Origin of the sequence: Bradyrhizobium cytisi, assembly GCF_008123515.1 — a bacterium.
Taxonomy (GTDB): domain Bacteria; phylum Pseudomonadota; class Alphaproteobacteria; order Rhizobiales; family Xanthobacteraceae; genus Bradyrhizobium; species Bradyrhizobium cytisi.
Window position 1 is genome coordinate 1 of the sequence record NZ_VSSR01000097.1, and the last position, 13,025, is coordinate 13,025.

Sequence of the window (13,025 nt, forward strand, 5' to 3'; positions counted from 1 at the left end):
CAATTGAGTCTGGACCCTAGTTCAAAATACCTCGGATCTCATGAGCCAGTGATGTGACCCTGCGATCTAACTGAAGCCGTCCGCGACGACCGCTTTGGCGTCTATCTCAAAAACGACAAGTCACGCTAACGTAGACCGTATGTTAAGGCCGTCCGGCATTCAGGCATCGACAACACTGCGGATCATGCTTTGTGCCGGGCGACTTCATATCGGTACGCCTGGGCGACTTCGTCGGAATCCGCACCGGCCAATTCTTTCAAGCAGACGACCAGCCTTGGCCTGCTCGCGTCGGTGCCAACTGACGCGCTAAAATCTTCGCGTTCTGGCGATCAAGCGCCGAATTTCTCCTTCACGGCAGCTCATATTAGTCAAATTCAGATAGGGAGCCCGGTACTATTTCTACCAAATGGAACGCATCGCCGTTTGGCAAAGAGGAGAAGGCGAGAATGATTTCCGAGGTTTTCATTACTTGTGCGGTTACAGGGGGAGGGGCGGCTCCGAGCAGCCCGCATGTGCCGGTGACTCCGGAGCAGATTGCGGATTCGGCGATCGAGGCGGCGCGCGCTGGGGCGGCGGTGGTGCACCTCCACGTCCGCGATCCCGAGACCAAGCGAGGCTCGCGGAATCCAGCGCTGTTTCGGGAAGTGGTCCAGCGCATACGGAAGTCGGAGGTCAATCCGGTTATCAACTTGACCGTGGGGGCGGGCGGCGACCTTACGCTCGGTGGGGCCGACGCTCCCTTGCCGCCGAACCCGGTGGGGACGGATCTGCCAGGCGCGATTGAGCGACTGGCGCACGTCGAAGAATTGCGTCCGGAGATTTGCACTCTCGATTGCGGGACGATGAATTGGAGCTCCGCCGGGGGGCATTACATCATGACCAATACGTACGGAATGCTGCGCGCGATGGCAGCGCGTGTCAAAGAACTCGGGGTTTGTCCTGAGCTTGAGGTTTTCGATACCGGACAACTGGTCACCGTGCACGACCTGGTGAAAGAAGGGGTGATCGGGGACTCGCCGCTCATCCAGCTATGCATGGGAATACGCTACGGCGCTCCTGACGATCTGACCACGCTGATGGCGCTGGTCCACCAGCTCCCGCCACGAGCCGTCTACTCCGCCTTCTCGATCGGACGGATGCAGCTTCCCTATGCGGCATTGGCACCGTTGGTGGGCGCCAACGTGCGTGTAGGACTGGAGGACAATCTGTACCTTTCTCGCGGTCGGCTGGCGACTAACGCGGAACTCGTCAACCGGGCGGCGGAGATTCTCGACGGGATCGGAGTGCGGGTGATGAGACCTGAAGAAGTGCGCGAGAAGCTCGCCCTCAAGGTCCATGTCTGAGAGAGTTAAGGTTCATGTCTAAGAATACAAATTTGGTCGAGGCCAGGCGGCTGCGAGCGATCGGTCTGCTGGCAGGTGGAGTAATCGGCGGTGGCTGGGCTGCTCGGTTTGTCCTCAACGGGCTTGACGTTAAGCTGTATGATCCGGCTCCCGGTGCAGTCGAACGCGTCCAGGAGACGTTGGCCAGCGCGCGACGAGCATTTAGACGGCTGACGTGGATTCCGCTGCCCGCTGAGGGCTCGCTGACGGTGGTTAACTCAGTCGCGGACGCGGTTCGCGATGTCGATCTCGTGCAAGAATCCGCGCCAGAGCGCTTGGATATCAAGCAGGAGCTGCTCGCGGCCGCCAGTCGCGAGACCCGGTCCGAGACACTGATCTGTTCCTCAACGTCTGGCTTGAAGCCGTCATTGCTGGCTGCGGGGATGGACCACCCCGAGCGCTTTCTCGTCGCGCACCCTTTCAATCCAGTGTACCTGTTGCCGCTGGTTGAACTGTGCGGCGCACAGAGCACGGCGCCCGAGATGCTGACGCGCGCGGCGGAAATCTTCCAGTCGGTGGGGATGCATCCACTCGTTGTACGCAAGGAGGTGGATGGGTTCATTGCTAACCGCCTGCAAGAAGCCATGTGGCGCGAAGCGCTGTGGCTTGTCCACGATGATTTGGCGACCGTGCAGGAGGTCGATGATGCAGTCCGTTACTCCTTCGGCCTGCGCCGGGCAATCATAGGCCCCTTCCGCGTCGGCGGGGGTGGGAAGGGCATGCGCCATTTCATGGAGAAATGGGGACCGCAATTGAAGGGACCGTGGTCGAAGCTAACCGACGTGCCAGATCTCACCGACACCTTCCTAAACAAACTTGCTGAGCAATCGGATGCGCGGACTGAAAACCTGTCCGGCTCTGAGCTTGAACGGCAGCGCGATGATTGTTTCGTTGCCGTGCTGCAGGGGTTGCGCTCACAGCGCTATGGTGCCGGCGAAACGCTTGCGCGGTGGGAACAGGGGCTACGCGACCGTATTCCGCAGCCCGTCAGCGGGTCTGGCCCGCTGCTGATGCCGACCCTCGAATTGCCGTCGGACTGGGTCGACTACAACGGTCACATCACAGAGAACCGCTATCTACAACTTTGCGGTATCGCCACGGACAATCTGCTCACTTGCGTCGGTATCGACGCCCAATACCGGTCAAAACTCGGCAGCTACTATACAGTCGAGACGCATCTGTCCCATCTAGGCGAACTGCACGCCGGTGACCGCGTGCAGGTGCTTACGCAGGTCCTGCGAGCCGACGATAAGCGCCTGCACCTCTTTCACGTGCTCTCCCGCGAAGGGGACGACAAGCCAGCAGCCACGGGTGAACAAATGTTGGTTCACGTTATGTCAGGCAGCGGCCGGAGCGGGGCGGTGCAGGGAGACGTTCGCGAGCGCTTGCTGGAACTCGCGCGATCGCATGCCGAGTTGCCTCGTCCGGAGCGCGCCGGCGCAAGCATTGGGCTGCGCTGAGCCGGCTGCACGCAATGATCGCAACCCGCGGGACGACGGTACTCCTTCTCAGACCTCTGAAATTGCGTGCACGCCGTCGCCACCGGGCCCGACGCCCCCCGCAAACAAGGAGCACGTGAACCAATCAAAGCGCAAACGTAGAATCCAGCCACCGCCGCGCTATTGATTGCACAAATCAGGACCAAAGCGGCGCGAAAATTGGTCTGGGCAAAGCACTTCAAAATAGAGCGCGCTGCCCGTCAACGAGACGCGCATCACGCGCATACTAAGGCTCGAAAAAGTCGGCCCCGAGCATTTGGGATTGGCGTTCGCGGCTGTGCCATATCCTGCAGGGGCGTCGATTAGAACTCGAAAGTACGTCAATGTCCAAGTTCTCGGAAGACTCGCTCGCTATCTTAGATCTCGAGCCACTCGGGGCAAATCTTTTTCGCGGTGTCTCTCAGAATCCGGGCTTGCAGCCGGTTTACGGCGGTCAGCTGATAGGGCAGTCGGTGATAGCAGCATGTCGCACTGTAGAGAAGCGGATAGCGCACTCGCTACATGGCTATTTCATTAAGCCGGGCGACCCGCACGTGCCGATTCTCTACAAGGTAGAAGCCGTGCGCGATGGGAAGAGCTACTCGATGCGCCGCGTCACCGCGATTCAGCATGGCAATCCGATTTTTTCTGCCGTGGCCTCTTTTCATGCCGGGGAGGAGAATCCCCCCCTTGACCATCAGGATCCGATGCCCGGCGTGCCCCCGCCCGAAGATTTGACCATTGAGAAATTGTCCAAGCAGCCCTTGTTTGCCAAACTGCCAGAACGCATTCGCCGGTGGTATGACCCACGCACTCCCGTGGAACTTCCCGATCGTCCGATCGATTTGCGACCGGTCGAGATTGGTCACCACGTCGGACTGAAGAGCGGCCATGGCCGTGTTCACTACTGGTTCAAAGTCGCCGCGAAGCTGCCTGATGATCCGGCTTTCCATCTTGGTGCGCTGGCCTATGCCTCGGATTGGTCGTTGCTAGACGCGGCGACGGCGCGTTATGGCCGTTCGCTGTTTGACAGGCGGATACTGCCGGTAACACTTGACCACGCGATCTGGTTTCACCGACCATTCCGAGCCGACGACTGGCTGCTTTTCGCTCAAGAGTCACCGAGCGCGCAACGTGGACGCTGCTTCACACGCGGCTTAATATTCAAACGCGATGGCACGTTAGTTGCGTCTGTGGCCCAGGAAGCGTCGATGCGCGAGCGACGTTGATCTTAACTCATGATCATGAGAGTGCCATTCCTTGCGTCAGGCATCCTGTATGGGTTCAAGCGTCAGTGCGTGCCGGTCTGCTTAAAGCGCAACGCCTTGCCGCCGTTGATATGGCTGTCAGTATCTTGAAACCGGGTCGATCTTGGGTTGCCTACTGCCGTCCAGGAGCCGCCACTCGCACTTTGCGTCCGATCCACAGTCTGCGCTGCGCTCTTGACGGTCATCGCTCTGAAGGGTTTGACGAAGATCTCTGGATCGCCACTTCGTGTCTCATGATCAGGGGTGGGGGCTGACCATGTCGAACAAGAAAGCGGTGTTCAACGATAGTTTAATCCAGTAGCTAACCGCGCCCGCCGACGAGCAGCCGCAGGACGCGTTCGTCGCCCAGTGCATCGACGAGAACAACCGAACAACCGGCTGAACGGAACTCTCGTGGCGATGAGTGGGGCGACCTGCAAGGTGGAGATTCCTGGGCGTCGTGAAGGCACTCGCCACCAATGTCGAACACGACGGGCGGTCGGCCGTGCCGGGGCGCGTGATACTGGATCCTGCGCCGGGCTCGCTGCTGAATGCCGTCAACGCGCGAGTTACCGATCTGATTTACTTGGGCGACTACGTGCGCGCCCGCGTCTTGGTGCGGCCATGATGAGTTTGTGATCAAGCTCCCGAATTCGGATGGTTTGGGCCAGGTCGAGCCCGGTGCCATATAATTATCGGTCGGAAAACAGAGAATTGTCGCGCGGCAACATCGCCTCCATCCTGGAGGCATTGAAGGGAGGGTAGCGACGAGGAAGTTATTGAGAGCCGCGAGCACGCTTGTCGCGGCTTGCTTGGCGGTAAGCGGGTTGATCCCGATAAAAGCTGCTCTCGCGGGCGATCAACTGACGATCACCTCCGGGGGGCGACGCCTACCAGAGGGTGACCGCAGGCGCAGCGTAGCCGTTGATTCAACGGCCTCGGCAGTACGGCGGATGGCTTCGCCACGAGCGCCCCTGTCGTTCCTGACGCTCGCAAGTTCTTTGACAAGACCCGCTGGCCCGCGCTTATGCCAATCCTTCACCCAGCTGATGCAATGTGCCGCGTCACGACGAGTGGAAACCGAACGCGAAGCGTGCAGATTAAGCTTTTCGAGGTGCCTGCTGGCCTTAACCTCCAGCAGGTCCTTCGAATTCTGCACATTACAAGACTTCTAACAGTCCGGCAGCGCCCATGCCGCCCCCTACGCACATCGTCACGACAACATATCGAGCGCCACGCCTTTTGCCCTCAAGCAGCGCGTGGCCTAGCATGCGTGCGCCCGACATCCCGTAAGGATGCCCGATTGAGATTGCCCCGCCATTAACGTTGAGCCGTTCGTCGGGGATTCCGAGCTTATCCTGACAGTAGAGCACCTGGACGGCAAAAGCCTCATTGAGCTCCCACAAACCGATGTCGTCAGAAGACAGGCCAAAGCGGCGTAACAACTTGGGGACAGCAAACACAGGACCAATACCCATTTCGTCCGGCTCGATGCCCGCCACAGCCATGCCAGCATAACGTCCGAGTGGAGCGATGCCACGCTTAGCGGCCAGTTCTGCTTCCATCACAACACAAGCTGATGCACCATCAGACAATTGGGAGGCATTGCCGGCAGTAACAACGCCGTCCCGCACAACAGGCTTGAGCGATGCCAACGCTTCGAACGTCGTTCCAGGCCTATTACCTTCATCCTTAGTAAGCGAGACTTCCTTCTTGAAGATCGTGCCAGTCGCTTTGTCAACGACAGCCATCGTGGCCGTAACCGGAATGATCTCGCGCTCAAACGCACCGGTGGCCTGGCCCTTCGCGGTCAGCTGCTGCGACCGTAGTGCATAGGCGTCCTGGCGCTCCCGGGAGATGCCATAACGTTTTGCCACCACCTCGGCTGTTTGTATCATGGGCATGTGAATGTCGGGATGCATCGCGACCAGTTCGGGGTCCGATCCGAGGCGAACCTCCTTGGTTTCCACCGTGGAAATTGATTCGACGCCTCCGGCGACGACCACATCCATGCGATCGAGGATCACCTGTTTGGCGGCGGTTGCGATGGCCATCAGCCCAGAGGAGCACTGACGGTCGATTGTCATGCCAGAGACAGATACTGGCAGGCCAGCGCGCAAGCCAGCCGTTCGTCCAATTGATTGTTGCACGCCTTGTGGGAGGGCCGAGCCCAAGATCAAGTCATCAACCTCAACAGGATCGACTCCCGACCGCTCAACTGCGGCTCGGATCGCATGCGCTGCGAGAGTGGGGGAAGGCGTGATGTTGAAGGCGCCCTTATATGCTCGCCCAATTGGAGTGCGGGCCGTCGAAATGATAACTGCTTCGCGCATTCGAAAACTCCTGTTGATCATGATCGGTGCGGCAGGGATGCTTGCTGCTGGCGGTGCAGGTACGAGTTGGGCTAGTCGCGCCAAGTCCGTCGCGAGGCGTTCCGCATTTCGAGCAAGTTCCGATTCAATTTTCGACGGCTGATTTGGCCCGCCTAGTACATAGCTCGCCTCGAGGACAACTCAGCCTCGCAGAGTCTGGCGACGATCTCGTCGCCTGCATCTTCGGCCGTTAGTACCCGGCAAGCGTCGCCAAGCGGTTCGCATGGTAGTCGGCGTCCCCGAACAGCTCAGCCAAGACTCGTTGTCGCTTCATGTAGAAGCCGATATCATACTCGTCGGTCATGCCGATGCCGCCGTGCATTTGAATTCCTTCCTGAACAGCGAGCGCGCTGGCCATACCGGACATAGCCTTGGCTACCATCACAGCCTGTTCCGCGCCGGCGTCGCCACAGTCGAGCAGCTGCTCGGCTTTAAGCACGCAGGCGCGAGCCACTTCCATCTCCGCGTAAAGATGGGCGGCTCGATGTTGCAGTGCCTGGAACGAGCCGATCAGGCGGCCGAACTGCTTCCGCTGCCTAAGATAACCGACGGTCATTTCTAGGGCGGCCGAACCCACTCCCACCATCTCAGCCGACGCGCCGGCGCGCAATGAGCTCAGCGTCTTCGTCAGGCTGCGAAACCCGCAGTCTATTTCGCCGATGATTGACTCCTGGAGGACTTCCACCCCGTCGAACTTCAAACGCGCGGCAAGACTCGCATCGGTGAGCCGGTCTGCCTCGGCCGTGAGATTCGCTACATTGCGCTCAACCAGGAACAGCGTGACACCCAGCTCCTCGTCGCAGGAGCCGGCGGTCCGGGCCGCAACGATCAAGAAGTCGGCGACGTGGCCGTAGGTCACGAAGCGCTTTTCACCGATCAGGCGAAAGCCGTTGCCGACCCGATGCGCCTGCAGCGCGATCCGCTCGGGCCGATGCCTGGCGGTCTCGTCGACCGCAAGCACGCCCACGGCCTCGCCGGCAAGGATAGGTGGCAACCAAGCGTCCCGCTGGGCCGTCGAGCCGGCCTTTAGCATCGTGACCGCGCCCACAGCTGTCGCGAGAAACGGCGAAGGCGTGAGATTTCGGCCGATCTCCTCCAGCACGATCCCTGCCTCGACGTGTCCCAGTCCTAAGCCGCCATCAGCCTCATCGATCAGGACGCCGTTCAGGCCGAGCTCAGCGAAGCGCTTCCAGAGCTCAGGCGAGAAGCCGGTCCTGTCGTCCGCATCCCGCAGCGCGCGCATATGACTAACCGGTGCTTGCTCAGCAAGGAACGGCCGCACCGTATCGGCGAGCATTGCCTGGTCTTCGGTGTGGAAGAGGGGCACTATGTTAGGCTCCGGGTAACTGGAGGATGCGCTTGGCAATAATGTTGAGCTGCACCTCGGAGGTGCCGCCTTCAATGGAATTGGCCTTGGTGCGGAGCCAAGCGCGAGCGTGGGCGCCGCCGAGAGACCGCTCGCTCTCCCACTCCAGAGCATCCGAGCCTCCCGCGTCCATCATCAGCTCGTACCGCTGCTTGTTCAGCTCGGTCCCAAAGTATTTTATTACCGAGGGCTGGGCGGGGTGCGCACGCTCGTGCTTCAACTCGTCGGTAAAGCGTTCCGACATGGCCATAAACGCTTGAGCGCGGACCTCGAAGAGAGCGACGCGAGCACGCAGAACGGGATCGTCCAGCCGGCCGTCTGCCTCCGTACCGACCGTCCGCTTGGCCATCTCCCCGAGCGACAGCTGGCCAATCCCTAGACCGGTGCCAGAAAGGCTCTCGCGTTCGTGGCTGAGCAAGTATTTTGCGACGTCCCAGCCCTTGTTTAACTCACCGACGAGGTTCTTCTTCGGCACTTTCACGTTGTCTAGAAACGTCTCGCAAAAAGGCGAGTAGCCGGAGATCAGCCTGATCAGCTTAACTGAGACACCAGGCGTTTCCATGTCGATCAGCAGAAACGAGATACCATTGTGCTTGCTTAAGGTGTCTGTCCGTACGAGACAAAAAATCCAGTCTGCTTTTTCTGCATCGCTGGTCCAGATCTTTTGGCCATTCACCAGGAAATGGTCCCCCTTGTCCTCCGCCCGGGTAGCTAGTGATGCAAGGTCGGAGCCAGCTCCCGGCTCGGAATAGCCTTGGCACCAAAGAACTTCGCCGCGAACCAACTTTGGCAGGTGCTCAAGCTTCTGTTCCTCGCTGCCATATTTGAGGAGCGCCGGACCGAGCGTGTAAAGCCCGAACGAACTCAACGGAGTGCGGCAACCGAGACGGCTCATTTCGCTTCGGAGGATCTTTGCCTCCTCGGGAGAAAGCCCACCTCCACCGTATGGCTTTGGCCAGTCCGGCGCTGTCCAGCCCTTCTCAGCCATGCGGTCCAACCAGACCTTTTGGGCGGGGTCCTTGTAAACGGCTCGGCGGCCGCCCCAGACGGCATCATCCTCCGAACGGATCGGTTGGCGCATCTCCGGCGGGCAGTTCGCTTCGAGCCATGCCTGCGTCTCCCGACGGAACGTCTCAAGATCGCTCACGTTGTAAGTCCCTCCCGCTTTGCGAAGCTGCGCAGCGGCCGCTCCGACATTTTGAGCGTGTTGCTAATCCGCGGCGCGCGCCGTCTCAGCCCGCGCGCAATGTTCGGAAGGGAAAGTGTGTCGCAGAACAAACTATCACCGTAGGGCAGCGAACCACCGCGATGTATCGAAGGAATTTCGGCATCAATGGCGCGCTGGCTGCTGACCCGCTGCAAGGCGCCTCCATTGCTCAACATCAGATTTTCTGAAGCCATTTTCTGCTTTCAAGTATAGCCAAGTTGCAGCTGGCCTAATACATCGACGCTTAGGATCAACAACGCTAACGTTACCCCAGTGAATAAAACCGCTAAGTTCTGGCAATTCCGTGCAGTTTTCCAGTTAAAAACGACCTGACTGTCGAAGTTCGCGGCGCGATTGGGGATGGGCAGCACACGCTGATTTTGCCCGCATTTTCTAGAGTGATGCATTCCAGCCGACACAAGCGTGCTTGATTCTCTAATCAGAGGCACTGGATTCAACGGGGACGATGGCTTGGGGCCGCTAGCACGTTAGAACCCGGTGTGAGGCTCTTCAGTTTAACGCCAACATCGGTGCTGCAGCAGGTGGCCACGTGGCACGCAAGCAGAGGTGACACGAAACCAAACGGAGCGATCGACAAACCTTAAGCAGGAAAACTGCATTGATCTCGCCAAGAATGCATCAATGCCCTGCAACTGCTCAAAAACAAGAGGTGAATCGGAGGGTGAGAAATGTAGTATTGCAATCAGAAAGGGCTGCCACGAACGAGCTGAGCCCTTTACGAGATGGTGCTCGCGTCAACTACGTTGAGCGAGATCTTTTACGCTAGAGAGCGCAAATTGCGGCTTTGAGTGACATACCGCCGATGTCGAACGTTGTGGTCACCATTGGTCGTATTCGAGTGCAACGCTCTCAGGCATCGAAATCTGTAGTGATGGTCGATAGGGGCTCGTTTGCTCGCGACGAGCGCGGAGCTATCCGCGACCTTATTCACAAGCCGCCGTCGTTCGCCGCACTATTAATACCCAGGAACGCCGAGCGCGGCGCCTGAATCTCTGATGACCTTCGACCCACTTTCAGCGGGGTGGATATTAGTGCGACCTCGCCGATACGCGCGCGTTTTGCTGCACTACAGTTGCTTCAAGTCGGGGCCGGGCTTTCCAGAACATTCGCGGGTCTCAATCGCATCCTTGAACAAATACGCGAAGGCTGTGTGACGGTGATGGGCAGTCTCTCTCTCTCTCTCGGAAAGCTTCGCATCCCGTTCTCTCCGCTGGCTCTGCGGCGAGGTATCGGCCACGTCAACCTACTGCGTGCTAGATGCAAACAGTGGCACAAGTGTACACTAGAAAGTCGTATGGGCCATCTTGTCCGCGGTGCGCGAATGGCGGTCGCCAGCCGCCGAGACATGTTCCACAAGATATCCAGAGCGATAAGGGAATGGCGGACTTAACTATCGGTTGATCACACCCTTAATCTAACCCAAATTCCGGAGAGTATTCCTTGCCGATCTATTACCCTGACATTCTGGAGCAGAAGACCGAGCCGCGCACCTTTAGCTATGGTGAGAGGGATGTGATGCTATACGCGCTTGGGATTGGCATGGGCCGCGATCCAATGAATGAGCGCGAGCTGTCGTTCGTGTACGAGAAGCATCTCAAGGTCGCACCGACAGTGGCCACAGTGCTAGCTTCGGGCAGGGGAGGGTATGCCAAGCCCGCGTCGGACCAGAAGTCAGGCCTCCGGATCAGCGAGCTTAATCTGCTGATGTTGGTTCATGGCGAACAGAAGGTCGAGCTGCACAAGCCGCTGCCGTCGTCCGGCACAATCACGGCCAATACTCGCACGATCGGCGCTTACGATAAGGGCAAGGACAAAGGTGCGGTCGTCGTCGATGAGACCGTGTGGATCGACAAAAAAGGCGAGAAGGTAGCCACTCTCACCGAGTCCACTTTCGCCCGCGGAGACGGAGGCTTCGGCGGGCCGTCGCAAGGTGCGCCCGAGCCGCACCCAGTGCCCACCCGCAAGCCCGACTCGTCAGTCCTATTTGAGACCCGGCCGGATCAGGCCCTGCTCTATCGACTGAATGGCGATCTCAATCCGCTTCATTCCGATCCTGACGTCGCGAAGCAGGCTGGCTTCTCGCGACCGATCCTGCATGGCCTGTGTACCTTCGGGATCACCTGCCGGGCCATGCTGCAAGAGTTTTGCGATTACGATCCCACAAAAATCCTGAGCCACCAAGCCCGCTTCTCGGCACCAGTGTTCCCCGGCGACGCCATCACTATCGATCTCTGGCGAGACCGCAGTGTGATCTCGTTCGAGGCTCGCGTAATTGATCGCGATGCGACTGTGCTCAAGAACGGAAAGACGGTGCTGCGTGCCTAGGCGCACTGTCGTGCTGCGCGGCGGCGGCGCCTCTTCAGCGGCAGAGGACTCTTTACGCGGCTTGCGCTCCAAGCCAGAATGCCACGTGAAGGCGTGCCGCGATCGCAGAAGAGACCTAATCGTTCCATGATATCGGCATGTTTGCAGGCGCTTCCCAGAATGCATTACTTGTGGTTGCAAACGCGCAAGCGGAGAACACGAAGTCCCCACAAGACCGATGGCTCTCTACAGCGCCGCATCTTCGCCGAATGGCCCGTTTCCTCGCCTCGGTTTCCCTCCCGCAAGATTATCGGATTGATGATGGTTCGGATGTTCGGCCAAAAATAGCTGTCTGAGTATCAAGTTCGGGCCGCATGCGCTCGCAGCGCGTCAATGCGCGTGTTATCGTCAGCCGGACTGGTGATCCGCATGACATCCGAGCGTTCGGTGGCATAAGAGATGCCGGTAAACGCGATAACAAGAATTGATCGCCCAGAGCTAAGCTCGGCACGCGAGAACGCATTCTCAAGAGAGCACAATTGAGCTTCGTTTGTGAAATTGAGTTCCGATAGCCAAAGTCGCTTCGCGACAATCATCAACTCGTCCGTCATCTCGTAGCGGAGGTCATGCTCAAGGCGGCTCACCCGAACTTGAGCGGCGCTGCCGGAGGAAATCCGACCACGATGTAGATCCCGAAACGCCCCTTGGAATGTTATCGCCGCGGTCAGGAAACGCATTAGATGCACAGTATCTCATCGATTCGTATCTCCCCAGTCGAAGAGGCGACCACGACAATGGCTCGTATTGCCTGACGCTAGCCGCGCTCGGGCTCAATCTGCCGAACTTCCCCTGGCGAACAGCGGTCATGACTGTACTGATCTCGCCGATGATCGTGCCGGTTGTTATCACAGCGGTCGCGGTTTATTTCTTTTATGCAGATGTCGGGCTGCTCAATACCTTTGCAGGGTTGATCCTGGCGCACACCACGTTGGCCACGCCCTTCGTCGTTATCACCGTGACCGCGACGCTGACAGGCTTCGATCAGGCTTTGACCCGCGCAGCGGCGGGTTTAGGAGCGCCGCCGATCACCGGATTCTTCAAAGTTACCCTGCCGCTCATACTTCCTGGTATCATCTCTGGTTCGCTCTTCGCCTTCCTCACCTCCTTCGACGAAGTCGTGATTGCTCTTTTCGTCGGGAGCGCCGAGCAACGTACCCTGCCGAAAGTCATGTTTTCCGGCATCCGTGAGCAGATCAGTCCGATCATTACGGCTGCCGCTACCGTGCTGATCCTGTTCTCCATCGCCATGTTAACTACAATCGAACTGTTGAGGCGGCTCTCAGAGCGTCTGCGCGGCATTCGCACCGCCTGACGTTGCTGCGCAGCCGGATCGCTTGCAGAAGTCATATACTGTCACGAATTCATTGCGCAGCCGCACCGCAACCGAAAATCAATGATCGGGGTAAATCACGTTGAGGACTGCATCACCATCACGACTTTCTCGCAGAGGAATATCTCCTGAACCGCGCGGATCAACCTGTCAGTCCGGGATTGACGCTTCTTAGACAGCGTACGCGGCCTGCGACCGCAATTCATCTCTGATCGGTTCTGCCGGCCTCGGCAAGAGCTAGTGTTGTGACTCCAACGC

The 13,025-nt window shown here is 58.8% G+C and carries 10 protein-coding genes and 1 pseudogene; 6 read left to right on the top strand and 5 right to left on the bottom strand.

The genetic code is table 11. The features are described from left to right. The first annotated feature begins 446 nt into the window (after nt 1-446). From FXB38_RS39695 to FXB38_RS43345, 4 genes are all read left to right on the top strand, one after another. Nucleotides 447-1,343: a beta-keto acid cleavage family enzyme gene (locus FXB38_RS39695; protein ID WP_148756335.1), complete on the top strand. Its 897-nt coding sequence runs from the start codon at nt 447-449 to the stop codon at nt 1,341-1,343. A 14-nt stretch (nt 1,344-1,357) separates the two neighbouring features. Further along, entirely contained in the window at nt 1,358-2,842 is a 1,485-nt protein-coding gene (locus FXB38_RS39700) for a carnitine 3-dehydrogenase (RefSeq protein ID WP_148756336.1), read from the top strand. A 362-nt stretch (nt 2,843-3,204) separates the two neighbouring features. Then, nucleotides 3,205-4,089 carry an acyl-CoA thioesterase gene (locus FXB38_RS39705; RefSeq protein ID WP_148756337.1) on the top strand — a complete coding sequence of 295 codons (885 nt, stop codon included), beginning with the start codon at nt 3,205-3,207 and terminating at the stop codon, nt 4,087-4,089. Nucleotides 4,090-4,567: 478 nt separating this feature from the next. After that, nucleotides 4,568-4,735 (top strand): hypothetical protein, encoded by a 168-nt coding sequence (locus tag FXB38_RS43345; protein ID WP_187435477.1) that lies wholly within the window; start codon nt 4,568-4,570, stop codon nt 4,733-4,735. 532 nt (nt 4,736-5,267) lie between these two features. Here FXB38_RS43345 and FXB38_RS39710 read toward each other — a convergent pair. The 4 genes from FXB38_RS39710 to FXB38_RS39725 all read right to left on the bottom strand — a co-directional run bounded on the left by FXB38_RS39710 (nt 5,268) and on the right by FXB38_RS39725 (nt 9,246). Further along, a complete protein-coding gene (locus FXB38_RS39710) occupies nt 5,268-6,440 on the bottom strand; it encodes an acetyl-CoA C-acyltransferase (RefSeq protein ID WP_148756338.1) in 1,173 nt (390 codons plus the stop codon). Nucleotides 6,441-6,669: 229 nt separating this feature from the next. Beyond that, a complete protein-coding gene (locus FXB38_RS39715; protein WP_148756339.1) occupies nt 6,670-7,806 on the bottom strand; it encodes an acyl-CoA dehydrogenase family protein in 1,137 nt (378 codons plus the stop codon). A 4-nt stretch (nt 7,807-7,810) separates the two neighbouring features. After that, on the bottom strand, nt 7,811-8,992 hold the full coding sequence (locus FXB38_RS39720; RefSeq protein WP_148756340.1) for an acyl-CoA dehydrogenase family protein: 1,182 nt from the start codon (nt 8,990-8,992) through the stop codon (nt 7,811-7,813). Beyond that, on the bottom strand, nt 8,989-9,246 hold the full coding sequence (locus FXB38_RS39725) for a hypothetical protein (RefSeq protein WP_148756341.1): 258 nt from the start codon (nt 9,244-9,246) through the stop codon (nt 8,989-8,991). Before FXB38_RS39725 ends, FXB38_RS39720 begins: the two co-directional genes overlap by 4 nt. Nucleotides 9,247-10,513: 1,267 nt before the next feature. Between FXB38_RS39725 and FXB38_RS39730 the strand changes: the two genes are divergently transcribed. After that, a complete protein-coding gene (locus tag FXB38_RS39730) occupies nt 10,514-11,398 on the top strand; it encodes a MaoC/PaaZ C-terminal domain-containing protein (RefSeq protein WP_148756342.1) in 885 nt (294 codons plus the stop codon). Nucleotides 11,399-11,736: 338 nt separating this feature from the next. Here FXB38_RS39730 and FXB38_RS39735 read toward each other — a convergent pair whose 3' ends face one another. Beyond that, nucleotides 11,737-12,114, bottom strand: coding sequence for an LLM class oxidoreductase (locus FXB38_RS39735; protein WP_148756343.1), 378 nt, complete (start codon nt 12,112-12,114; stop codon nt 11,737-11,739). 74 nt (nt 12,115-12,188) lie between these two features. Between FXB38_RS39735 and FXB38_RS39740 the strand changes: the two are divergent. After that, nucleotides 12,189-12,749, top strand: a pseudogene (locus tag FXB38_RS39740) (ABC transporter permease); the annotation flags it as partial. Nucleotides 12,750-13,025: the final 276 nt, after the last annotated feature.